26 protein-coding genes are annotated in these 22,640 nt (G+C 71.0%); 20 read left to right on the forward strand and 6 right to left on the reverse strand.

What is annotated here, in order from left to right:
• Nucleotides 1–4 precede the first annotated feature (4 nt).
• The gene (locus BLQ62_RS09470; protein WP_068565745.1) at nt 5–634 is read left to right on the forward strand and encodes a TetR/AcrR family transcriptional regulator C-terminal domain-containing protein; all 630 of its coding nucleotides are present in this window, start codon (nt 5–7) and stop codon (nt 632–634) included.
• Nucleotides 635–686: 52 nt separating this feature from the next.
• Here the strand turns inward: BLQ62_RS09470 and BLQ62_RS09475 are convergent, their stop codons facing one another.
• Nucleotides 687–2,162 carry a carboxylesterase/lipase family protein gene (locus BLQ62_RS09475; protein WP_068566314.1) on the reverse strand — a complete coding sequence of 492 codons (1,476 nt, stop codon included), beginning with the start codon at nt 2,160–2,162 and terminating at the stop codon, nt 687–689.
• 88 nt (nt 2,163–2,250) lie between these two features.
• On the opposite strand from BLQ62_RS09475, the gene BLQ62_RS09480 reads away from it, so the two are divergent.
• The 11 genes from BLQ62_RS09480 (at nt 2,251) to BLQ62_RS09525 (ending at nt 11,063) form a co-directional block, all read left to right on the forward strand.
• Nucleotides 2,251–2,847 (forward strand): TetR/AcrR family transcriptional regulator, encoded by a 597-nt coding sequence (locus tag BLQ62_RS09480; RefSeq protein WP_068565743.1) that lies wholly within the window; start codon nt 2,251–2,253, stop codon nt 2,845–2,847.
• Nucleotides 2,848–2,940: 93 nt separating this feature from the next.
• A complete protein-coding gene (locus BLQ62_RS09485) occupies nt 2,941–4,479 on the forward strand; it encodes an alanine/glycine:cation symporter family protein (RefSeq protein ID WP_068565741.1) in 1,539 nt (512 codons plus the stop codon).
• 277 nt (nt 4,480–4,756) lie between these two features.
• Nucleotides 4,757–5,605: a 30S ribosomal protein S2 gene (rpsB, locus tag BLQ62_RS09490; RefSeq protein WP_068565739.1), complete on the forward strand. Its 849-nt coding sequence runs from the start codon at nt 4,757–4,759 to the stop codon at nt 5,603–5,605.
• Between the two features lie 45 nt (nt 5,606–5,650).
• Complete coding sequence (gene tsf / locus BLQ62_RS09495) at nt 5,651–6,475, forward strand: translation elongation factor Ts (protein ID WP_068565738.1); 825 nt, start codon at nt 5,651–5,653, stop codon at nt 6,473–6,475.
• Nucleotides 6,476–6,871: 396 nt separating this feature from the next.
• Entirely contained in the window at nt 6,872–7,093 is a 222-nt protein-coding gene (locus BLQ62_RS24130) for a VOC family protein (RefSeq protein ID WP_231857607.1), read from the forward strand.
• Complete coding sequence (locus BLQ62_RS24135) at nt 7,090–7,284, forward strand: hypothetical protein (RefSeq protein ID WP_231857606.1); 195 nt, start codon at nt 7,090–7,092, stop codon at nt 7,282–7,284. The genes BLQ62_RS24130 and BLQ62_RS24135 overlap by 4 nt, the downstream gene beginning before the upstream one ends.
• 3 nt (nt 7,285–7,287) lie before the next feature.
• Nucleotides 7,288–7,851, forward strand: coding sequence for a helix-turn-helix domain-containing protein (locus BLQ62_RS09505; protein WP_231857605.1), 564 nt, complete (start codon nt 7,288–7,290; stop codon nt 7,849–7,851).
• Nucleotides 7,852–7,861: 10 nt separating this feature from the next.
• Nucleotides 7,862–8,785, forward strand: coding sequence for an SGNH/GDSL hydrolase family protein (locus BLQ62_RS09510; RefSeq protein ID WP_068535531.1), 924 nt, complete (start codon nt 7,862–7,864; stop codon nt 8,783–8,785).
• Nucleotide 8,786: 1 nt separating this feature from the next.
• Entirely contained in the window at nt 8,787–9,557 is a 771-nt protein-coding gene (pyrH, locus tag BLQ62_RS09515) for a UMP kinase (protein ID WP_279386758.1), read from the forward strand.
• 46 nt (nt 9,558–9,603) lie between these two features.
• Nucleotides 9,604–10,161, forward strand: coding sequence for a ribosome recycling factor (frr, locus tag BLQ62_RS09520; protein WP_068535530.1), 558 nt, complete (start codon nt 9,604–9,606; stop codon nt 10,159–10,161).
• Between the two features lie 2 nt (nt 10,162–10,163).
• The gene (locus BLQ62_RS09525; RefSeq protein WP_068535528.1) at nt 10,164–11,063 is read left to right on the forward strand and encodes a phosphatidate cytidylyltransferase; all 900 of its coding nucleotides are present in this window, start codon (nt 10,164–10,166) and stop codon (nt 11,061–11,063) included.
• 14 nt (nt 11,064–11,077) lie between these two features.
• On the opposite strand, the gene BLQ62_RS09530 is transcribed toward BLQ62_RS09525, so the two are convergent.
• Both BLQ62_RS09530 and BLQ62_RS09535 read right to left on the reverse strand, forming a co-directional pair.
• A complete protein-coding gene (locus BLQ62_RS09530; RefSeq protein ID WP_068535526.1) occupies nt 11,078–12,337 on the reverse strand; it encodes an MFS transporter in 1,260 nt (419 codons plus the stop codon).
• Nucleotides 12,338–12,467: 130 nt separating this feature from the next.
• The gene (locus BLQ62_RS09535; RefSeq protein ID WP_068535524.1) at nt 12,468–12,905 is read right to left on the reverse strand and encodes a LapA family protein; all 438 of its coding nucleotides are present in this window, start codon (nt 12,903–12,905) and stop codon (nt 12,468–12,470) included.
• 103 nt (nt 12,906–13,008) lie between these two features.
• Here BLQ62_RS09535 and rlmN point away from each other — a divergent pair, with 103 nt between their 5' ends.
• Nucleotides 13,009–14,121, forward strand: a complete 1,113-nt coding sequence (rlmN, locus tag BLQ62_RS09540; RefSeq protein ID WP_068535522.1) for a dual-specificity RNA methyltransferase RlmN — start codon at nt 13,009–13,011, stop codon at nt 14,119–14,121.
• 1 nt (nt 14,122) lies between these two features.
• Here the strand turns inward: rlmN and BLQ62_RS09545 are convergent, their stop codons facing one another.
• Entirely contained in the window at nt 14,123–14,386 is a 264-nt protein-coding gene (locus BLQ62_RS09545; protein WP_068535520.1) for a DUF2631 domain-containing protein, read from the reverse strand.
• 120 nt (nt 14,387–14,506) lie between these two features.
• On the opposite strand from BLQ62_RS09545, the gene BLQ62_RS09550 reads away from it, so the two are divergent.
• The 6 genes from BLQ62_RS09550 to BLQ62_RS09575 are packed head-to-tail and all read left to right on the forward strand — an operon-like array spanning nt 14,507 to nt 19,848.
• Nucleotides 14,507–14,911 carry a DUF952 domain-containing protein gene (locus BLQ62_RS09550; RefSeq protein WP_197467288.1) on the forward strand — a complete coding sequence of 135 codons (405 nt, stop codon included), beginning with the start codon at nt 14,507–14,509 and terminating at the stop codon, nt 14,909–14,911.
• 9 nt (nt 14,912–14,920) lie between these two features.
• Nucleotides 14,921–16,063 (forward strand): 1-deoxy-D-xylulose-5-phosphate reductoisomerase, encoded by a 1,143-nt coding sequence (gene dxr, locus BLQ62_RS09555; protein ID WP_068565735.1) that lies wholly within the window; start codon nt 14,921–14,923, stop codon nt 16,061–16,063.
• 21 nt (nt 16,064–16,084) lie between these two features.
• Entirely contained in the window at nt 16,085–17,317 is a 1,233-nt protein-coding gene (locus BLQ62_RS09560; RefSeq protein ID WP_068565734.1) for a M50 family metallopeptidase, read from the forward strand.
• 16 nt (nt 17,318–17,333) lie between these two features.
• Nucleotides 17,334–18,482 (forward strand): flavodoxin-dependent (E)-4-hydroxy-3-methylbut-2-enyl-diphosphate synthase, encoded by a 1,149-nt coding sequence (gene ispG, locus BLQ62_RS09565; protein ID WP_068535514.1) that lies wholly within the window; start codon nt 17,334–17,336, stop codon nt 18,480–18,482.
• 50 nt (nt 18,483–18,532) lie between these two features.
• Nucleotides 18,533–19,366 carry a GNAT family N-acetyltransferase gene (locus BLQ62_RS09570; protein ID WP_068535512.1) on the forward strand — a complete coding sequence of 278 codons (834 nt, stop codon included), beginning with the start codon at nt 18,533–18,535 and terminating at the stop codon, nt 19,364–19,366.
• 5 nt (nt 19,367–19,371) lie between these two features.
• A complete protein-coding gene (locus tag BLQ62_RS09575) occupies nt 19,372–19,848 on the forward strand; it encodes a DUF456 domain-containing protein (RefSeq protein ID WP_068565732.1) in 477 nt (158 codons plus the stop codon).
• Here the strand turns inward: BLQ62_RS09575 and BLQ62_RS09580 are convergent.
• Nucleotides 19,845–20,315, reverse strand: coding sequence for a potassium channel family protein (locus BLQ62_RS09580; protein WP_068565730.1), 471 nt, complete (start codon nt 20,313–20,315; stop codon nt 19,845–19,847). The two genes, BLQ62_RS09575 and BLQ62_RS09580, sit on opposite strands and share 4 nt — an antisense overlap.
• A 94-nt stretch (nt 20,316–20,409) precedes the next feature.
• Between BLQ62_RS09580 and BLQ62_RS09585 the strand changes: the two genes are divergently transcribed.
• On the forward strand, nt 20,410–21,141 hold the full coding sequence (locus tag BLQ62_RS09585) for an SDR family NAD(P)-dependent oxidoreductase (RefSeq protein WP_068565728.1): 732 nt from the start codon (nt 20,410–20,412) through the stop codon (nt 21,139–21,141).
• Between the two features lie 76 nt (nt 21,142–21,217).
• On the opposite strand, the gene BLQ62_RS09590 is transcribed toward BLQ62_RS09585, so the two are convergent.
• Complete coding sequence (locus BLQ62_RS09590) at nt 21,218–22,510, reverse strand: acetyl-CoA C-acyltransferase (RefSeq protein WP_068535504.1); 1,293 nt, start codon at nt 22,508–22,510, stop codon at nt 21,218–21,220.
• Nucleotides 22,511–22,640 lie beyond the last annotated feature (130 nt).

Consider the following 22,640-nt stretch of genomic DNA (forward strand, 5'->3'; position numbering starts at 1 on the left):
GTGCGTGGGACTCACGCGTGCGGATGTGGTGACGGCGGCGCTGGCCGTGCTCGACGAGGTCGGCGTCGAGGGGCTGACCCTGCGCCGGATCGCCGACCGCCTCGAGGTCAAGGCGCCCGCCCTGTACTGGCACGTCGCCTCCAAGCGCGACCTGCTCGACGAGATGGCCACCGAACTCATGCGCCGCGCACTGCCCGTCGGGCCGCCCGCCGTCGACTGGCGCGCCGAACTGCTCGACGGCGCCCGCCGGCTGCGCTCCGTGCTGCGTGCGCACACCGACGGTGCGCGGGTCTTCAGCGGCACGAAGTTCACGGATGTGGAAGTGGTGCGCGCGAGCGAGCGGCCGCTGCGCCTGCTCGTGGACGCCGGGTTCCCGCTGCGCGACGCCGCCCTCGCGCTGGCGAGCCTGCGCGACCTCGTGGTCGGCTTCGTCATCGAGGAGCAGGAGGTCTTCGGCGCCGACGGTACGCCGACCGACGGCTACGACCCGACGGCCCGCGCGGAGGCGATCGGCACGCGCACGCACCCACTCGCGGCGCAGGCCGGGCCGACCGCCTGGGGGCCGCCGGGCGAACGCTTCGACGACGCCGTGCGGCTGGTGCTCGACGGCCTCGCCGCGCGGCTACCCGCCTGAGTCGCGCAACAGGGCCTGCAGGGCGGCGTCCGCCCCGCGCAGGGTGCTGTGCTCAGGCCGGCGCGAACGGCGCCGGCGGGCGGCCGTCCCAGATGCGGCGCGAACGCTCCTCGGGATAGGGCGCCGTCGTCGAGGCCGCGTCGAGGAGGCGCGTACTGCGGCGCTCCGCCTCGTAGCGGGCCCATCCGGGATCGCCCGTGCGGCAGAAGCGCACCCACGCGCTGCGTACCTCGTCCGAGAGCGCCCGCAGCGCGGGCGCGGCGTCCTCGCCGAAGAACAGGACGCCGGTGGGGCTCGCGAGGGTTCCGAAGGCGAGCGGGACGTCGATGCTGTGGCCGGCGCCGAACTCCTCGGTCTCCCAGCGGATCTCGAACAGGTGCGAGATGCCGCCAGCGGCGGCGTTCGCCTCGGCGAGTAGGGCCGACGGCATGCGGAAGGTGGCGTCCGAGTACACGATCTCCACCATCTCGTCGGCCGCCGCGTCCGGGTACGCGGCGCGGTACTCGGCCGGATCGCCGGGCGCGAACACCTCCAGCGCCGTGGCTGCGTCCTCCTCGGTGAACGTGCCGCGCACTCCGATCATCACGCTGAACAGCCGGAACTCGTCGCGCATGTGACCGACGAGCAGATCGATGCCCGCGGCGTTCCCGTCGGTCAGCGCCTCCCACGGGGTCTGCGGCAGCAGGTCGTCGTCGATGACCGGGCAGACGACGATACCCAGGTGGGCGAGGCGGCCCCATCGCTCACGGTGCGCGGGGGAGTCTGCGCAGAGGGCGGTGACCTCCTCGGCGAGGCGCTGCGGCGGGACGTCTGCGAACCCCGCCGCGGTCGGCGCGACGCCGAGACGCTCCGCGAGCGCGGCCGTCACCTCCCTCGCCAGCGCCGGGGTGATGTTCAGTCCGGGGACGGAGTGGGTGATGGCCCGGCGGAACAGCGTTCGCGCGTGCGGGATCGTGAGCAGGGCGGCGACGGATCCGGCGCCGCCCGACGTGCCGGCGATCGTGACCGCCTCGGGGTCGCCGCCGAACGCGGCGATGTTGCGCCGGATCCACTCGAGCGCGGCGATCTGGTCGAGCAGCCCCCGGTTCGACGGTGCGCCGTCCAGCAGCGCGAAGCCCTCGGCCCCCATCCGGCACTGGACGATCACGACCACGAGGCCCTCGAGGGCGAGCGCGGTGGGATCGAACATCGGATCGGCCGCGGTGCCCGCCATGTAGCCGCCGCAGGAGATCCACACCAGCACGGGCAGTTCGGACGCGCCGGTGTCCGGTGCGCACACGCCGACGGTGAGCCAGTTCGCGTCGTCCGACGCCCCGGCCTTCGGACCCGGCCCCGATTGCGGCGGCGGGGGCCCGAACTCGGCCGCGGACCGGACCCCGTCCCAGTGGGGGACCGGTGCCGGCGCGGCGAAGCGCAACGCCCCGACCGGTGGCTGCGCGTAGGGGATACCGCGGAAGGCGAGGGTGCCGCCGAGCCGACGGCCCTCGACGACGCCCTCCGCGGTGCGGACTCGGGGATGTGCGCGCATATCGATCACCTCTCTGTGGCGCGTCGTGCACCTCACGTTATCAGCCAGGTGTATTATTTCAAGTGTATTAGAAAGAGTGAGGGGCGACGTGCCGAAACAGGTCGATCACCAGGAGCGCCGCGAGGAGATCGCCCGGGCGCTGTGGCGAGTCGTGGAGCGCTCCGGCGTGCAGCGGCTGAGCCTGCGCGAGGTGGCGAAGGAGGCCGCGATGTCGCACGGCCAGCTCCAGCACTACTTCGCCTCCCGGCAGGAGCTCCTCACCTTCGCGATGGACCTCGCCGCCGAGCGGACGGCTGCACGGGTCGCGGAAGGGATCGCCCGACTCGGCCCCGATCCGCACCCGCGGGACATCCTGCGGCTCACCGTCATCGAGATGCTGCCGCTGCACGAGGACGCCCGCGCGACCAGCCGGATGAGCGCCGCCTACGTCCTCGAGGCGCTGCACGACGAGTCCGTGCGCACCCGCACGCGCGACGGCATGCTGCAGGGGCGCGCGCAGGTCGAGGAACTCCTCCGACAGGCGATCGACGACGGACAGATCGCGGCCGGTCGCGCACCGTCGACCGAGACGGACCGGGTGCTCGCGCTGACCGGCCTGACGCCCCTGCTCGAGCTGGGGGTCATCACCGCCGACGATGCACTCGCCGCGGTCGATCGCCACCTGGACGAGCTGTTCGCGACCTGACCGGGCGGCGCGGTGTTGCGGCCCGGTGACATTCGTGTCAACGGTGATCGCCGTTGTGCTCCGCAGCGTTGGGGAGGCCTTTAAAGTTGCTCCATGTCCGACCTGCTGACCACCTTGAACGAGTACGTGTGGAGCCCCGCGCTGATCTACCTGTGCCTCGGGGTGGGCGTGTACTTCTCGATCCGCTCCCGCCTGGTGCAGGTGCGCCAGATCCCCGCCATGCTGGGACAACTCATCCACGGCGAGAAATCGGCGTCGGGCGTGAGCTCCTTCCAGGCGCTCGCCATCTCGCTCGCCGGGCGGGTCGGCACCGGCAACATCGCCGGCGTGGCCACCGCGATCGCCTTCGGCGGTCCGGGCGCCGTGCTGTGGATGTGGGTGATGGCCTTCCTCGGCGCCTCCACCTCCTACGTCGAGTGCACGCTGGGCCAGATCTACAAGGAGCGCGACAAGCTGACGGGGGAGTATCGCGGCGGGCCCGCGTACTACTTCCGGCGCGCGCTCGCCCACGGCAAGTACGCCGTGGTGGGCAACGTCTACGGACTGATCTTCGCGGCCGTCACGGTGCTGGCCTGCGGCCTGCTGATGCCCATGGTGCAGGCCAATTCGATGGCGACGGCGATGGAGAGCGCCTGGGGGATCGAGCCCTGGGTGGCCGCCATCGGCACCGTCATCGTGCTGGCCTTCGTCATCATCGGCGGCGTCAAGCGGATCGCCACCTTCGCGTCGATCGTGGTGCCGTTCATGGCGATCCTCTACATCGCCGCCGCCCTGATCATCATGGCCTTCAACGCCGGCGCGATCCCCGGCGTCATCGAGCTCATCGTCCGCGAGGCCTTCGATCTCTCCGCCGGCTTCGGCGCGCTCATCGGCACCGCGGTCATGTGGGGAGTCAAGCGCGGCGTCTACTCCAACGAGGCCGGGCAGGGCACCGGCCCGCACGCCGCCGCGGCCGCCGAGGTGAGCCACCCCGCCAAGCAGGGGCTCGCGCAGGCCTTCGCCGTCTACGTGGACACGCTGTTCGTCTGCTCCGCCACCGCGTTCATCATCTTGAGCACCGGCGCGTACCGGGTCTACGAGGGGGATTCGATGTCCGGTCGCGTGCTCGCCGACGGTGGCGCGCTCACCGGCGACCCCGAGGTCGGGCCCGCCTACGCGCAGCAGGGCTTCGACACGGTCTTCAACGGCTCGGGCGCGAGCTTCATCGCGATCTCACTCGCCTTCTTCTGCTTCACCACGATCGTCGCCTACTACTACATGGCCGAGACCAACCTGCGCTTTCTGCTCGGCCGGGCGGCCACGGTGATCGTCCCCGTCCTCAGCGCGCCGCTCGGCCGCATCCTGACCATGCTGCTGCAGATGCTGATCCTGGCGTCGGTGGCGGTCGGCGCCGTCTCCACCGCCAAGGACGCCTGGGCGATGGGCGATCTCGGCGTCGGGCTGATGGCCTGGCTCAACATCATCGGCATCCTGGTCCTGCAGAACGCCGCGTTCAAGACGCTCCGCGACTTCGAGCGGCAGCAGAAGATGGGGATCGACCCGCAGTTCGACCCGATCCCGCTGGGCATCACGAACGCGACCTTCTGGGAGGAGCGCGCGGCGTCGCGTCGCGCCGATCCCGTCGACGCCTAGCCGCCCGGCGCCGCCGACCTGCGGAATCCCGGCGATTTCGCAGGTCGGCGCCGTGGGCGTACACTTGTTCCTGCACTCCGTCCCTATGGCGGGGTGACTACGCGTGTTCCTTGAGGCGCCCTGGTTCGTTCTGGGCGCTGCCGTGCAGCGCGGTCTCCTTCACCGAAGGAGTGCAGTGCGGCGGAACACCAGGACACCGCGCATCGCCTCTCGCCCGCTGACCAGCGGAAACGAGGGTCGTCGCGGCGTGAACAACTGCAACTACGAAAGAGGCATCATGGCTGTCGTCACCATGAAGCAGCTGCTGGACAGCGGCGCGCACTTCGGTCACCAGACCCGTCGGTGGAACCCGAAGATGAAGCGATTCATCTTCACCGACCGCAACGGCATCTACATCATCGATCTGCAGCAGACGCTGACCTACATCGACAAGGCCTACGAGTTCGTCAAGGAGACCGTCGCCCACGGTGGCACCGTCCTCTTCGTCGGTACCAAGAAGCAGGCCCAGGAGTCGATCGCCGAAGAGGCCACCCGCGTCGGCATGCCCTACGTGAACCAGCGCTGGCTGGGCGGCATGCTCACCAACTTCCAGACGGTCCACAAGCGTCTTCAGCGCATGAAGGAGCTGGAGACCATGGAGCAGACCGGTGGCTTCGAGGGTCGCACCAAGAAGGAAATCCTCATGCTCACGCGTGAGAAGAACAAGCTCGAGCGCACCCTCGGCGGTATCCGCGACATGGCCAAGGTCCCCTCGGCCATCTGGGTCGTGGACACCAACAAGGAGCACATCGCCGTGGGCGAGGCCCGCAAGCTGGGTATCCCGGTCATCGCGATCCTCGACACCAACTGCGATCCGGACCTCGTCGACTACCCGATCCCGGGCAACGACGACGCCATCCGCTCCGCTGCGCTGCTGACCAAGGTCGTGGCCTCGGCCGTGGCTGAGGGCGTGCAGGCCCGCGCGGGCGTCGCCACCGGCGATGCCAAGCCCGAGGCCGGCGCCGGCGAGCCCCTCGCCGAGTGGGAGCAGGAGCTGCTGGAGTCCGCCACCGTCGCTGCCGAGGCGCCCGCCGCCGAGGCCACCACGACGGAGGCTCCGGCCACCGAGACCCCGGCCGCCGAGTAACTGCGTCCGGTCGCACTTCCCTACAACGCTAAGGAGCCGCAATTCATGGCGAACTACACCGCCGCTGACGTCAAGCGTCTCCGCGACCTCACCGGGTCGGGGATGATGGACTGCAAGAACGCGCTCACCGAGACCGACGGCGATTTCGACAAGGCCGTCGAGGTGCTGCGCATCAAGGGCGCGAAGGACGTCGGCAAGCGCGCCGGTCGTTCCACCGCCGAGGGCCTCGTGGCCGCCAAGGACGGCGTGCTCATCGAGCTGAACTCCGAGACCGACTTCGTCGCGAAGAACGAGGAGTTCCAGCAGCTCGCCGACGCGATCGTCGCCGCCACCGCCGCCTCGGACGCCGCCACCGTCGAGGCCGTCGAGGCCCTGACGATCGACGGCGAGACCGTCGCCGCCCGCATCGAGGCCGCGTCGGCCAAGCTGGGTGAGAAGCTCGTGCTGCGCCGCGTGGCGCGCTACGACGGCCCCGTCGCCGTCTACCTGCACAAGCGCAGCTCGGACCTGCCGCCCGCCGTGGGCGTGCTGGTCTCGTTCGAGGGCGAGGGTGACACCGCTGCCGAGGCCGCTCGCGGCGCCGGCATGCAGATCGCCGCGCTCAAGGCGAAGTACGCCAGCCGGGACGAGGTTCCGGCCGACGTCATCGAGAACGAGCGTCGCATCGCCGAGGAGACCGCGCGGGCCGAGGGCAAGCCGGAGCAGGCGCTGCCGAAGATCATCGAGGGCAAGACGATCGCGTACTACAAGGACACCGTCCTTCCCGATCAGCCGTCGGTGACCGACAACAAGAAGTCGGTCCAGCAGGTGCTGGACGAGGCCGGCGCCAAGGTCGTCGCCTTCACGCGCTTCGAGGTCGGCCAGGACTAGTCTCCTGCAGACGTCATCGGGCCGGGCAGTCATTGCGACTGCCCGGCCCGAGTCGTCTCCGTCGCCCCCCCGATTCGCCCCACCCCACCCGATCCGCGGCGCCCGCCCCCGATCCGTGCCCGCCCCACCGGGACGCCGTACGTTCCGGTGGGGCTGAGGCGAATCGGGGGGCGTGCGGAAATCTTCAAGCCCGACGGTGCCTCCGGCTGCCAGTCTTGAAGGCATGAACACCACACGCAAAGACACGAACATCTGGCCCGGCATCACCTGCGACGATCCGCTCGCGGAGCGGGAGTGGTTGCGCGGACTCGGTTTCGAGGACGGGATCCTCGTCGAGGGCGACGGTGACGGCGAGGTCGTCCACTCCGAGATGCTCTGGCCCGACGGGGCCGGGTCATGGTCTCGAGCATCTGCAAGGTCGACACGACCTTCACCAACCCGCCCGGCACGTCCGGGGTGTACGTGGTCGTCACCGACCCCGACGCCGTGTACGCCCGCGCGCAGGCCATCGGCGCGCGCCTGGTGCGCGACATGGCGGAGGAGGACTATGGGTCGCGAGGGTTCTCCATCGCCGACGCGGAGGGCAACACGTGGAGTTTCGGTACCTACGCGGGGTGACGGCGCCCGGGATCTCGCGCGCGACCGCCTACGACATCAGCGGCGTCGTCCCCGGCACGCACCTGGCCGTCCCGTCGCCGGCGCTCACGCTGATCATCGACCTCGGGCACGGCCTCGACCTGACGGGGCCGGGCCTGCCCGACCGGACGACGTTCCGGCTGTGCCTGTCCGGGATGCACCCGACGCCGTAACTGGTGCACCACGACGGGCTGCAGCGCGGCGTCCAGGTCGACGTCCTGCCGAGCCTCGTCCGCGCGCTCACCGGCGCACCCGCGGCCGAGCTCGGGGGAGAGGCCGTCGAACTCGACGACCTCCACCCGGGTCTCGCCGCCGAGCTGTACGGCCGCGTGGCGGCGGCACCCGTCGCCCGTCGTGAGGCCGTCGCGGCAGGCGTCCTGGCGGGCTACGCGACGTCGGGCCGCGACGTGCAGCCCGACGCGGCGGCGGCGTGGTCCCACCTCGTCGCCCGCCAGGGGCGGGTCACCGTCGCCGAACTCGTTGAGCGCTCCGGGTGGTCGGCGCGGTACCTGGCGATGAGGTTCACGGCCGAGTTCGGCATGGGGATCAAGCAGGCGGCCCGCCTGATGCGCTTCGACGCCGCGCGGCACGCGCTCGAGGCCGGGGCGGGCGCCGCCGACGTCGCGGTGGGCGCCGGGTACGCGGACCAGGCGCACCTGAGCCGCGAGTTCCGGGCCTTCCTGGGGTGTTCGCCGTCCGCGTACCTCGCGCGACGCAGGAGCGAGTTCACGCCTGTGTAGTCTCGCCGGGGTGTCCTGGATCCGGCGTGCGATCGCACTCGCCCTCGTCGCGTGCCTCGTGCTCGCGGTCGGGGCGTCGACGTACATCGGCGGCGGCAGCGGCTACGTGCACTACCAGAGCAACTCCAGGAGCTACATCCCCGATCTGCCCGGCGGCGCCCAGTACGTCTCGATGGGCGACAGCTACGCGGCGTCCGGGACCACCGCCAAGGTGCGGCCGCTGGACCTGTGCGCCCGTAACGGCGACGACCTCGGGCACGTCCTCGCCCAGCGCCTGCAGCCGTACTCCTTCACCGACCGCGCGTGCTCGGGCGCCACGCTCGACGACCTGACCCAGCCCTCGCCCAAGCCGAACACCTCGCCGCAGCTCTTCGGCGTCGGGCCGTACACACGGCTCGTCACGATCATCATCGGAGCGAACTCCCTGGGCTTCGGCAACATCGTGGTGCACTGCTTCGGCGAGCCCGACGAGCGCTGCGGCGCCGTCGCCACCCAGGACCTGCCCGGCTCGCAGGGCTGGAACTTCGTGCGCGCGCAGTACGCGGCCACCGTCGACGCGATCAAGCGCGCCGCCGCGCCCGACGTGCGGGTCGTCCTGGTCGGCTACCTCCCGCTGTTCCCGCTCGACGGTCCGCTCGACCGCGCCTGCCTGGACCGGGCCGGGATCCCCGAGGAGAACGTCGGCCACTGGCGCACCTGGTACCGCAGCGTCGACCGGCTCATCCGTGAGGTGGCCGCGGACCGTCGGGTGATGTACGTCCAGCCTCCGATGGAACGCACCGCGTGCGAGCCCGATCCGTACGTGCGGATCGGCGGATCCAAGCTCAGGAAGCAGGAGCCGGACGCCAACGGACTGCACCCGACAGCGGCCGGACAGCGGGCGTTGGGCAACCTGATAGAGGACCGGCTCCGAGGAACTGCGCCGCCCGCATAGGATGGTCGTCGTGACGGACACGGCCCAGGGACAGCAGACGGATCAGGACACGGAGCACAAGGTGCGGCACGGCTACAAGCGCGTGCTGCTCAAGCTGGGCGGCGAGATGTTCGGCGGCGGTGAGGTGGGGCTCGACCCCGACGTGGTGACGACGGTGGCGCAGCAGATCGCCGAGGTCGCGCGCAGCGGCCACGAGATCGCCGTGGTGATCGGCGGCGGCAACTTCTTCCGTGGTGCCGAACTGCAGAACCGCGGCATGGACCGCGCCCGCTCGGACTACATGGGCATGCTCGGCACGGTGATGAACTGCCTCGCCCTGCAGGACTTCCTGCAGAAGGAGGGCGTGGACACCCGCGTGCAGACCGCCATCACCATGGGGCAGGTCGCCGAGCCCTATCTGCCGCTGCGTGCCCGGCGCCACCTCGAGAAGGGCCGCGTCGTGATCTTCGGCGCCGGCATGGGCATGCCCTACTTCTCCACCGACACCACCGCCGCCCAGCGCGCGCTGGAGATCGGCGCCGAGGTGGTGCTCATGGCGAAGGCCGTCGACGGGGTCTACGACAGCGACCCCCGCACGAACCCCGACGCGAAGCTCTTCGACGAGATCACCCATCGCGCCGCCCTGGAGAAGGGCCTCAAGGTGGCCGACGCGACCGCCTTCAGCCTCTGCATGGACAACAAGATGCCGATGCTGGTGTTCAATCTCCTGGAGGAGGGGAACATCGCCCGTGCCGTCGCGGGGGAGAAGATCGGCACCCTCGTCCGGCCGTGACGCCGGATGCAACCACCCATTCTGAAGTAAAGGACGTGTGACCCAAGTGATCGACGAAACGCTCTTCGACGCCGAGGAGAAGATGGAGAAGGCCGTCTCGGTGGCCCGGGAGGACTTCCAGTCGATCCGCACCGGTCGCGCGAACCCGGCGATGTTCTCCAAGGTGGTCGTGGACTACTACGGCTCGCCCACGCCCATCACCCAGATCAGCTCGATCACCACGCCCGAGGCGCGGCTCGTGGTGATCAAGCCCTACGAGGCGAACCAGCTCGGCAACATCGAGACCGCCATTCGCAACTCGGACCTGGGCGTGAACCCGACCAACGACGGTCAGCTGATCCGCGTCGGCATCCCGCAGCTCACCGAGGAGCGACGCAAGGACCTGGTCAAGCAGGTCAAGGGCAAGGGCGAGGACGCCAAGGTGTCCATCCGCAACGTGCGCCGCAAGGCCAACGACCAGCTGGCCAAGATCGTCAAGGACGGCGACGCCGGTGAGGACGAGGTGGCCCGCGCCGAGAAGGAGCTCGACAAGACGACGTCCAAGTACGTCGCCCAGATCGAGGACCTCGTGGCGCGCAAGGAAGCCGATCTGATGGAGGTCTAGCCGTGCCGGAAACCCCCGAATCAGTCGGCTCCGGGCCGAGCGCACCGGGCGGGCCCGAGGAGTCCGGCAAGCGGCGCATCAGCGCCGGCCGCGACCTCCCGGCCGCCATCGGCGTGGGCGTGAGCCTGGGCGGGCTGATCGTGGCGATCCTGTACTTCGCGCCGCACCTGTGGGTCCCGCTGGTGGCCGCGGCCGTCGCCGTCGCCACCTGGGAGGTGGTCAAGCGCTTCCGCGCCGCCGGCACCAACCTGGAACTGTGGCCGATGCTCATCGGCGGGCAGGCCATCATCTGGCTGAGCTGGCCGCTGGGCCCGGAGGGGGTGCTGGCGGCGTTCGTCGCCACCGTGCTGGTCGCCATCGTCTGGCGACTGCTGGGGCACCAGAGCACCGCCGCGCCGAACTCGTTCACGCGCGACATCTCGACCACCGTTTTCGTGCTCGCCTGGATCCCGCTGTTCGCGTCCTTCGGCGCGATGCTGGTGCTCCCCGAGGATCGCGGGCCGCAGCGCGTCGTGGCGCTGGTGCTGCTCGTGGTGTGCTCGGACGTCGGCGGCTACGCCTCGGGCGTCCTCTTCGGCAAGCATCCGATGGTGCCCGCGATCAGCCCCAAGAAGTCCTGGGAGGGCTTCGCCGGGTCGATGGTCGCCGGCGCGGTCGGTGCGGTGCTCGTGCTGAAGTTCCTGCTCGACGTGAACCCGGTGTGGGGCCTGCTGCTCGGCCCCGTCGTGGTGATCACCGCGACGCTCGGCGACCTGCTCGAGTCCCAGGTCAAGCGCGACCTGGGCATCAAGGACATGGGCACCCTGCTGCCCGGGCACGGCGGCATCATGGACCGGCTGGACTCCCTGCTGCCCAGCGCCGTGGTGGTGTGGGCCGCACTCACCGCCCTGATGGGCAGCTAGCGCCCGGACCGGCGTCAGGGGCGGCGGCGCACGGCCTCGCGCAGTGGACGCGGGGTGATCCCGTCGCGGCGCCGGGCCTTGCCGCGGGTGACGATGACCCCGATCAGGGCGATCGCCCACAGCGGGTACTGCACCGTCCAGGCCGCCCGGAACCCGTCGAAGGTCAGCCCGTCGCCGGACCCCATCACCGCGCCCATCGCCTGGATCAGCACCAGGCTGGCGAGGAACCCGCCGATGTTCACCATGCCCTGCGCGGTGCCCAGCACCCGCGTCGTGTTGAACGAGCGCGCGTAGTCGAAGCCGATCGCGGAGCTGGGGCCGCCGACGGAGATCACCAGCACGAGCAGGGTGAGCAGCCAGACCGGGGAGGGCTCGTCGCGCACCAGGACCGCCGTCCAGACGCTCGCGCTACCGACGATGATGGCGATGACCATCCACGACCGGCGCAGCGGGAACCGCCCGGTGAGGTAGCCGATCACCGGCCCCGCGGCGAGCGTCGCGGCCACACCGAAGCTCACGATCGCGCCGGCCGTGGCCGACGAGAGGCCCTGGCCCAGCGTGAGGTAGGGGACGCCCCACATGAGCATGAACGCGGTCACCGAGAACATCGCACCCATGTGCGTGAAGAAGCCCAGCCGCGTGCCCGGGTGCAGCCACGTCGAGCGGAGGATGCCGGGGATGTCGGCGACGCGGACGGTCACGCGCGGGGGGATGCGGTCGGCGGGGGCGTCGCGCACCACGGTCAGTACCGCGACGGCGGCGATCAGCCCCAGACTGGCGGCCGCGAGATACGCGGGCGTCCAGCCCTCGGCGTGCAACAGGGCCAGGAACGGGACCGCGGAGAGGATCTGGCCGAGCTGGCCCGTCATGCCCGTCAACTGCGTCACCAGCGGGATGCGGCGCACCGGGAACCACGCGGGCACCAGGCGCAGCACGGAGACGAAGGTCAGGGCGTCGCCGATGCCGACCGCGACGCGGCCGGCGATGGCGACGGGCAGAGCGCCGGTGAGCGCCAGCGTCATCTGTCCCAGCGCCATGATCAGGGCGCCGGTGAACACCAGGCGGCGCGATCCGAACCGGTCGAGCATCAGGCCCGCCGGGATCTGCATCCCCGCGTAGACCACGAGCTGGAGCACCACGAACGCCGAGAGCGTCGCGGGCGCTGCGCCGTAGCGTTCACCGGCCTCGGTGCCGGAGACCCCGAACGAGGTCCGTTGGAGAACGCCGACGACGTAGGCGAGAGTCGCCACCGACCAGACGACCCATGCGCGCATGGGTCCATCGTTTCACCCCGGCCGGATCCCGTGCGCGGCACGGCCGGTGAATCCGCGGCGGAGGTGCGCAGGAGGACGCCGCCCCGCCGCGGTGAGCGGTGGATTCACCGCGGTGGCGGGGAGAGCGCCGTCAGTCCTGCAGCTTCTTCGCCGCGCGCCGCAGCTGCAGGATGCGCAGTGCGCCCGCGAGGCCGACCAGCAGGGCACCGCCGATCGCGGCGATGAGCAGCGACACGCCGAGCGGCAGTCGCGCGGTCCAGAAGATCAGGTTGATCTCGGTGTTCTGCTGGTTCTGCACGATGAACACCAGCAGGAGCAGCAGCACCACGGCGCCGCCGACGAGACCGGACCACAGCGCGGCCGAGCGTGTGTGCTTGACCTGTTCGTACGCGTCGCGCGTGTCGATCCGGCGCTTCGACGACGGCGTCGTCGCACCGGTGCGGGCGTCGTCGGCACCGGCCGGCACGGCGGTCGGATCGGCGGGGACGTCGAGGGCGTCGGAGGGGCCGGGGGTGGGGGTACCCAGCGCTTCTTCGCCGTCTCGAACGTGGTCTTCGTCCTTGGGCATGGCGTCATCCTGCCACCTCGCGCGGGGGTGCGACACTCGGCGCGCGGTGGCTCGGATCACGCTGGTCGGCGCAGCGGCGCCGACGTGGGAGGATGGAGGTGTTATGAGCACCTCCCTGCCCCTGGTATTCGACGCCCCCAAGCGCGGCAAGCCCCCGCGCCATCTCGCCGACCTCACCGACGACGAGCTCAGGACCGCGGTCAAGGACCTCGGCCTGCCCGCGTTCCGCGCGAACCAGCTCGCCCGGCACTACTACGGCCGGCTCGAGGCCGACGCGGCGACGATGACCGACCTGCCGGCGAACGCGCGGGGCACCGTCGGCGAGGCGCTCCTGCCCGAGTTGATGACGCCCGTGCGGCACATCGCCACCGACAGCGGCACCACCCGCAAGACTTTGTGGCGCCTGCACGACGGCACGCTGCTCGAATCCGTGCTCATGCGCTACACCGACCGCGCGACGCTGTGCATCTCCAGCCAGGCCGGCTGCGGCATGGCGTGCCCGTTCTGCGCCACCGGCCAGGGCGGCCTCGACCGCAACCTCTCGACCGCCGAGATCGTGGACCAGGTACGCAGCGCCGCGAAGGCGATGCAGGACGGCGACGTGTCCGGGGGACCGGGGCGGCTGTCGAACGTCGTGTTCATGGGCATGGGGGAGCCGCTCGCCAACTACAAGCGCGTGGTGCAGGCCGTCCGCCGGATCACCTCACCGGCACCGGAGGGCCTGGGGATCTCGCAGCGCCACGTCACCGTCAGCACTGTGGGCCTGGCGCCCGCGATCCGCAAGCTGGCCGACGAGGGCCTGTCCGTGACGCTGGCCGTCTCGCTGCACACCCCCGACGACGAGCTGCGCGACACGCTGGTTCCGGTGAACAACCGCTGGAGCGTGCAGGAGGTGCTGGAGGCCGCACGGTACTACGCCGATCGGACGGGCCGCCGCGTGTCCATCGAGTACGCGCTGATCCGCGACGTCAACGATCAGCCGTGGCGCGCCGACATGCTCGGGGAGAAGCTGCGCAAGAAGCTCGGTCAGTTCGCGCACGTCAACCTGATCCCGCTGAACCCGACGCCGGGCAGCGAGTGGGACGCGTCGCCGAAGGACCGTCAGGACGAGTTCGTGCGCCGGGTGATCGCGCAGGGCGTCTCGTGCACCGTGCGCGATACCCGGGGCCAGGAGATCGCGGCGGCCTGCGGTCAGCTGGCCGCCGAGGAGAAGTAGCTCAGTACTTCCACTTCTTGCGGCGGGTGGTCAGCCACTGCACGAGGATCGAGCCCAGGATCACCACGGCGAAGCCGACGAGGAAGATGTCCTCGGTCTTGCCCTGGTGGTTGCCGATGGTCATGAGCAGCAGCAGAATCGCGAACAGCACGCCGGAGATGCGCGCCGCGGTGGGGGCGTTGCCGCTCCAGCCCCAGTCGCGCGACGGGACGTCGGCGACGTCGACCTTCGAAGTGCTCTGACGCTCCAGGTCGGTGGTTGCCACTCGAGTTCTCCTTCATCGCTTCAGCTGAGCACCGGGCCGGGGCCCGGGATACGGATGAATCCTATCCCGCTACGACCGTGCGTCGTACGAGGGGCGGGAAATCCTGGGTACCGTGGCGCCGTGATCTTCCATCTGGCTCTCGTATCCGACTGGGACGCCGCGCGCGCCGCCGGCGAGTACACCGTGTCCACGCGCGGCGCCTCCCTCGCCGACGTCGGCTTCGTGCACTGCTCCACGGCGGAGCAGTGGCGCGGCGTCCGGGAGCGGTTCTACGCCGACGTCCCCGCCGCGGATCTCGTGCTGCTCTCCATCGATCCGACGGGGCTCGACGTGCGGTACGAGCCGCCCGCGCCCGGGGTCGAGGAACTGTTCCCGCACGTCTACGGGCCGATCCCCGTATCCGCGGTGGTCGAACTGGCGCCCGCGGACCTCGTCGACAGTTCGTCAGCGGCGAAAGCGGTACCGGCGCAGCGGGACCGGACCGGCGGCGACGGCGGACCGTCGGGCGAGGGCGGCCGCCGATAGGCTGAGCCCGTGACCACCCGCGTCCTCATCCTCGGCAGCACCGGCTCCATCGGCACCCAGGCGCTGGAGGTGATCGCCGAGAACCCGGACCGGTTCGAGGTGGTCGGCCTCGGCGCCGGCGGTGGCAACACCGACCTCCTCGCCCAGCAGGCGCGCGCCGTCGGAATCGACGGTGCCCGGATCGGCATCGCGGACGCCTCCCGCGCCGCGGGTTTCGACGGTGCGCTGACCGGCCCGGACGCCATGACGAGGCTCGTCGAGACCGTCGAGGCGGACGTGGTGCTCAACGGCGTCGTCGGCAGCCTCGGGCTCGGCCCGACCCTCGCGGCGCTGGACTCCGGCGCGCGCCTCGCCCTGGCGAACAAGGAGTCGCTGGTCGCCGGCGGTTCACTGGTGCTGGCCCGCGCCGCCGAGGGGCAGATCGTGCCCGTCGATTCCGAGCACTCGGCCATCGCCCAGTGCCTGCGCGGCGGGACGGCGGCCGAGGTGGACCGGCTGATCCTCACGGCGTCGGGCGGCCCCTTCTTCGGCCGCACGCGCGCCGAGCTCGCCGACGTGACCCCCGAGCAGGCGGGCAAGCACCCCACCTGGTCGATGGGGCCGATGATCACGCTCAACTCCGCGACGCTGGTCAACAAGGCGCTCGAGGTGATCGAGGCGCACCTGCTCTTCGGTGTGCCCTACGACCGCATCGACGTCACGGTGCACCGGCAGTCCGTCGTGCACTCGATGGTCACCTTCGTCGACGGCGCGACCATCGCCAAGGCCTCGCCGCCGTCGATGAAGCTGCCGATCGCGCTGGCCCTCGGCTGGCCCGATCGCGTGCCGGGCGCCTCCGCGGCCTGCGACTTCACGCAGGCGCACACGTGGACCTTCGCCCCCGTCGACGACGAGGCCTTCCCGGCGATCGCCGTCGCCCGCGACGCGGGCACCCGCGGCGGCAGCCTCACCGCGGTGTTCAACGCCGCCAACGAGGTGGTGGCGCAGGCCTTTCTCGACGGCCGCACCTCCTTCCTCGCCATCGTCGACACGGTCGCGCAGGTCGTGTCCGACGGTGCGCAGTGGCAGGCCGAGCCGCGCGACGTCGCGGACGTGCTCGCGGCCGAGCAGTGGGCCCGCCGGCGGGCGTCGGAGCTGGTCGGGCTGGTCTGATCGCCCGGTATCCTGGAACCCATGATGTACGCACTGGGTATCGCGGCGTTCGCGCTGTGCATCCTCGCGTCGATCGCGTGGCACGAGTGCGGGCACATGTGGGCGGCGCAGGCGACGGGCATGAAGGTCCGGCGCTACTTCATCGGCTTCGGTCCCACGCTGTGGTCCACCAGGCGCCCGAAGGGGCCGGACGGGATCGAGTACGGCGTCAAGGCGCTGCCGCTGGGCGGGTTCTGCGACATCGCCGGGATGACCCTGCTCGACGAGCTGAAGACGCCCGTCGAGCAGGAGAAGGCGATGTACAAGCAGGCCGCGTGGAAGCGGCTGTTCGTGCTGTTCGCCGGCCCGGGCATGAACTTCATCCTGGGCGCCCTGCTCATCTACGGCGTGGCGGTCTTCTCGGGGCTGCCGTCGACGAGCGCGCCGCGCGCGGCGGTCGCCGCCACCGGCTGCGTCGCCGATGCCATCACCAAGCCGACGAAGGAGCGGCCGAGCACGCCGGTCGGCGAGTGCCGGCCGAGTCCCGCGGCGCAGGCGGGCCTGCAGCGCGGCGACGTGATCACCACGGTCAACGGCGGCGCGGTCGACGGGGACACCGTCGTCGAAGCCCTGCAGGCGTCCACGGGGCCGATCACCCTCGGCATCGAGCGCGACGGTGCGGAGCGCACCGTCGTGGTCGACCCCCTCACCAGCAAGAAGTGGCGGCCGTCCGAGGACGGGAAGGACCTCGTCGAGGTCTCCGGTCCTACCATCGGCATCACCGTGGGACTGATCCCGGTGACCGACCACTACAACCCGATCACCGCGATCGGCGGCACCGCCGCGTTCACGATGGACTTGGGCCACAAGACGATCGTGGCGATCGGCGAGCTGCCGCAGAAGGTCCCCGCCCTCATCGACGCGATCAAGGGCGAGGAGCGCGGCCTCGACACCCCGCAGTCCCTGGTCGGCGCGTCGATGATCGGCGGCGAGGTCGTCGAGCGCGACATGTGGGCGGTCTTCTTCCTCCTGCTCGCGGGCCTGAACCTCATGCTCGGCCTGATCAACCTGCTGCCCGTGCCGCCCTTCGACGGCGGCCACATGGCGGTGGTGATCTTCGAGAAGCTCCGCGACCTGGTCACGCGCCGCAAGGGCGGCCCCGTCGACTACATGAAGCTCGCGCCGTTGACGTACGTCGTCCTGGCGCTCGCGGGCGGGTACATGTTGCTCGTCCTCACAGCTGACATCGTCAATCCGATCAAGCTCTTCAACTGAACTGGAGTAGCAGGAAATGTCCGTAGGTTTGGGAATGCCGGCAGCCCCGGTCCCGACGCTCGCACCCCGTCGCAAGACCCGCCAGCTCAACGTGGGCGGAGTGGGCGTCGGCAGCGACAGCCCCATCTCGGTGCAGTCCATGTGCACCACCAAGACGCACGACGTGAACGCCACGCTGCAGCAGATCGCCGAGCTCACGGCGTCGGGCTGCGACATCGTGCGCGTCGCCTGCCCCCGGCAGGAGGACGCCGACGCGCTGCCCATCATCGCCAAGAAGGCGAACATCCCGGTGATCGCCGACATCCACTTCCAGCCGAAGTACATCTTCGCCGCGATCGACGCCGGCTGCGCCGCGGTGCGCGTGAACCCCGGCAACATCAAGGAGTTCGACGGCCGCGTGGGCGAGGTCGCGAAGGCCGCCGGCGCCGCGGGCATCCCGATCCGCATCGGCGTCAACGCCGGCTCGCTGGACAAGCGGCTCATGGAGAAGTACGGCAAGGCCACCCCCGAGGCGCTGGTCGAGTCCGCGCTGTGGGAGGCGAGCCTGTTCGAGGAGCACGGCTTCGGCGACATCAAGATCTCCGTCAAGCACAACGATCCGGTGATCATGGTGGAGGCCTACCGGCAGCTCGCCGCGCAGTGCGACTATCCGCTGCACCTCGGCGTCACCGAGGCGGGCCCGGCGTTCCAGGGCACCATCAAGAGCGCTGTGGCCTTCGGATCGCTGCTCGCCGACGGCATCGGCGACACCATCCGCGTCTCCCTCTCCGCGCCGCCGGCCGAGGAGATCAAGGTGGGCGACGCGATCCTGCAGTCGCTCAACCTGCGCCCCCGCAAGCTGGAGATCGTCTCCTGCCCGTCGTGCGGGCGTGCGCAGGTGGACGTCTACAAGCTCGCCAACGAGGTGACCGCCGGTCTCGAGGGCATGGAGGTGCCGCTGCGCGTCGCCGTCATGGGCTGCGTCGTCAACGGCCCCGGCGAGGCGCGCGAGGCCGACCTCGGCGTGGCGTCCGGCAACGGCAAGGGCCAGATCTTCGTCAAGGGCGAGGTCATCAAGACCGTGCCCGAGTCCAAGATCGTCGAGACCCTGATCGAGGAAGCCCTGCGCATCGCGGAGGAGTCGGGGGATAGTGAAAGCGGGACACCGGTCGTCACGGTGTCCTAGTCGGCTGCCCGCCGACGAGGGCGGGTCGAGTCAGGGGTGAGGAGGCAGCGGTGCTGAGGATGCTGCACGAGCGCCCGGTCCCGCCGCGGGACCTGGCCCGGGTGCTGACCGTCCTCGACGCCGACCCCGTCGCCGCCTGCATGGTCGCCGGCCGCGTCCAGGAGTGCGGCACCGAACCCGGGCGCCTGGGTGGCGAGCTGTGGACCCACCGCGGCGTCGGCAGCTCACTGTGCTTCTCGGGCGCGAACCTCATGCCGCTGCGCGGTGATCTCGAGGACATGCGGTACTTCGCCGGACGGGCCGGGCGCGGGCACCGCGCCGCCGCCTCGGTCGTCGGGCGCGCCGAGATGGTGCTGCCGCTCTGGGAGGGCCTCGAGGGGGCCTGGGGTCCCGCTCGCGAGGTCCGGCCCGAGCAGCCCCTCATGACGATGAGCGAGCCGTCGCCGTTCGCGCACGCCGGCGTGCGGCCCGCGCGGCTCGCCGAGCTCGACCGGTACCTCGACGCCGCGGTCGCCATGTTCACCGCTGAGGTCGGCATCGATCCGCGGGGCGCCGACGGCGGTCGCGCCTACCGCCGCCGCGTGGCCAACGTGATCCTCGGCGGCCGCGCGTACGTGCTCTTCGACGGTCCGGAGGTCGCGTTCAAGGCCGAGGTCGGAGCCGTCTCGCGGACCGTCGGGCAGATCCAGGGCGTGTGGGTACGGCCCGACCTGCGCGGACAGGGCCTCGGCGGCGCCGGGACCGCCGCCGTCGCCGACGCGGTTCTGCGTTCCGGCCGTCTGCCCAGCCTGTACGTCAACAGCTTCAACGTCGCCGCTCGCCGCGCCTACGAGCGGGTGGGCTTCCGCCAAGTGGCGACGTTCGCCACCGTTCTGCTTACCTAGTCCCCATGAACGCATGGGGGTACGTGGCGGTCGTCGCGCTGATGGTCGTCGGCCTGGTCGGAATCGTGGTCCCGTTGCTGCCGGGCTCATCCCTGGTGGCGCTCGGCATCCTGATCTGGGCGATCTTCACCGGGGGGAACGCCTGGTGGGTCTTCGCCGGCGCGCTCGCGGTGATGGTGCTGGCCTGGGGGGTGAAGTACCTCGTCGGCGGTCGCACCATGGCCAAGGCCGGGGTGGGGAAGTGGTCGCTCGTGGCCGGCGGCATCGTCGGCATCGTGGGCTTCTTCGTGATCCCCGTGATCGGGCTGCTCATCGGCTTCGTCGGGGGCACCTTCGTGGCCGAGGCGATCCGTTTGCAGGACGCCAAGGCGGGCTGGCGGGCCGCGCTCGCCGCGACCAGGGCCGCGGGCCTGCTCATCCTCACCGAGCTCGCGGGCGCGCTGGGCGCCATCACGATCTGGCTGGCCGCGGTGCTCTCCTAGAGATCCTCCTCGAGGGTCATTCCGAGGCGGGCCGCCTCCCTCCGGACCCGGTCGGCCTGTTCCTGCAGCAGTGCCTCCTTCTTCTGCAGTCGCATCTCCTCCTGCTCGAGGTGCGCGTCATCGCGGCGCACCCGGGCCACCTTCCGGTTGGTGTTCTTCACCGTCGCCTTCGCCAGCGAGCCGCCGACGGCGACGAACAGGCCCACCACGACGAGCGCGTAGATCAGGGTGAAGATCTTCGACACGGTGGTCGTGGGGCCCAGCGCACCGTTGCCCATCGGCAGTCCCACCGACACGGCGTAGAACAGTGAATCGAGCACCGACCACTTCTCGGTGAGCGTGTAGAAGATCGTCGCGCCGGTCACCGTGCCCACCAGGCTGATCGCCGCGCCCCGCGAGACTCGGTCGCGCCAGCTGGTGACGACCGCGTCGACGAGTCGCTTCACCATGAGAATCAGGCTCACCATGGAGCGATCGTAGCGATTGCAATGTGAGCCGGTGATCGGATCACGGTTGTCCGCGCGGCCGGGCCGCGCGGTGCCGGGACGTACTGTGTCTCCCATGAATCCGCAGACGACCGCGCTGTTCGACCTCGCCGGCCGCACCGCGCTGGTGACCGGGGCGAGTTCGGGGATCGGCGCCGCGATCGCGCAGGCGCTCGAGGGCGCCGGGGCGCGGGTCCTCCGGGCGGGCCGCGACCGCGATCGGCTCGGGCCCGACGGGATCAGCGCCGACCTGGGCGCCGGCGCGGCTGCGTTGATCGCGCAGGTGGACGGACGGGCCGACGCCGTCGACATCCTGGTCAACTGCGCGGGCAGCAACCCGCGCCCGCCGCTCGCCGAGATCGACGACGTGCTCTACCGGGAGATCCTCGCCGTCAATCTCGATGCGCCCTTCCAGCTCGGCCGGCACTACGGGCCGCGGATGGCCGCCCGGGGCTGGGGCCGGATCATCAACGTCGCATCGACCCAGGCGCATCGCGCATTCGGCAACAGTGGCGTCTACGGCGTCGCGAAGGCCGGCATCGCCGGGCTGACGCGGTCCCAGTCCGAGGCGTGGGCGCCGTCGGGCGTCACCGCGAACTCACTCACGCCCGGACTCGTCGCGACGCCGATGACCGCACCCGTCCTGGCCGATCCGGAGCGCGCCGACTACTTCCGGCGGCGCGCGCACACCGGGACGCTGGGCGCACCGGCGGACTTCGCGGCGGCGGCGATCTTCCTCGCCGGCCCCGGTTCCGGTTGGGTGACCGGGCAGAACCTCTGCGTCGACGGTGGGCTTTCCGTCACCTGAGCCTCGGAGAATCGGCCGATTCCCGCGTGGCGATGCGCTCACGGGATCGCCGGCCGGAAATCAGCCGATTCGTCGACTACACGCGCTCGAGCACCACGCTCGCGCCGTGGCCGCCCGCCGCGCAGATGCCGAGCAGGGCGGTGTCCTTGCCGGTCAGTGCGAGCTCGTTGGCCATCGTGGTGACCATGCGGGCACCGGTGGCGCCGAAGGGGTGGCCGATCGACACCGATCCGCCGTGCACGTTGAGTCGTTCCGGGTCGATCGTGCCGACGGGCTCGTCGCGGCCGAGACGCTCCGCCGCCCATTCCGGGCTGGCCAGGGCGTCGAGAACGGAGAGCGTCTGCGCGGCGAAGGCCTCGTGGATGTCCACCAGGTCGACGTCCTCGAGCTTCAGGCCCGCCTTCTCCAGCGCGCGGGGCATCGAGATCGCGGGGCCGATGAGCACCTCGTCGGCGGGGTCGACGCTGACGTAGCTCCACGAGCGGATCGCGGCGAGCGGGGTCAGGCCGAGCTCGCGCGCCTTCTCCTCGCTCATGAGCAGCACCGCGGCGGCACCGTCGGTGAGCGGGCTGGCGTTGCCCGCGGTCACGGTGCCCTCGCGCTCGAACGCGGGCTTCAGGCGCGCCATCTTCTCGGCGCTGGTGTCGGCCCGGACCAGGCCGTCGCGGGTCACCGTGGTGCCGTCGGGGGTGGTCACCGGGACCACCTCGCGGTCGAAGCGGCCCGAGGCGATGGCCGCCGCGGCGCGGGCGTGCGAGCGGGCGGCGAACTCGTCCTGCGCCTCGCGGGTGATGCCGTGGATGCGCGCCATCTTCTCCGCCGACTCGCCCATCACCTCGCCGGTGGTGCGCTCCTCGATCCGGGGGCGACTGGGCAGCAGGCCGGTGAACGGGGCGAGCCCGATCGCGGCGCCGACGTAGTCGCGGGCCGACGGTTTGCCCAGGGCCAGCGGAGCCGCGGCCTGCACCAGCTTCTGCGGCAGGTTCACTGCGGCGTTGGAGACCGAATCGGAGCCGCCGGCGATCATCACGTCGTACTCGCCGCGCTCGATCGCGGCGGCGGCGGTGGTGATCGCCTGCAGGCCGGAGGCGCAGGCGCGGGTCACGGTGTGCCCCTCGACGCCGTGACCGAGCCCGAGGTCCAGAGCGATCTCGCGGGCGATGTTCGGCGCACCCGCGGGCAGGATGACCCCGCCCCAGACGATGGCCTCGACGCCGTCCGCGACGGCCGGAACACGATCGAGGAGGCCGCGGACGGCCTGGTCCGCGAGGGCGATGCTGTCGAGGCGGACGTAGTCGCCGAAGGCGCGGACGAACGGGGTGCGCGCGCCGGAGACGATCACGGCGCGGCGACTCTGCTGCGTGGTCATGCCGCTATCTTACTCACGAGTCAGTTCGAGTGGGTGATCACGGTCACGGTGTTTCGGCCGTCACCTGCGTCCCACCTGTCACGGCCCAGCGCGGCAACCCGAACCCGACGGCGCACCGACATACTCTGGG

Source organism: Tsukamurella pulmonis, from assembly GCF_900103175.1.
GTDB lineage: Bacteria > Actinomycetota > Actinomycetes > Mycobacteriales > Mycobacteriaceae > Tsukamurella > Tsukamurella pulmonis.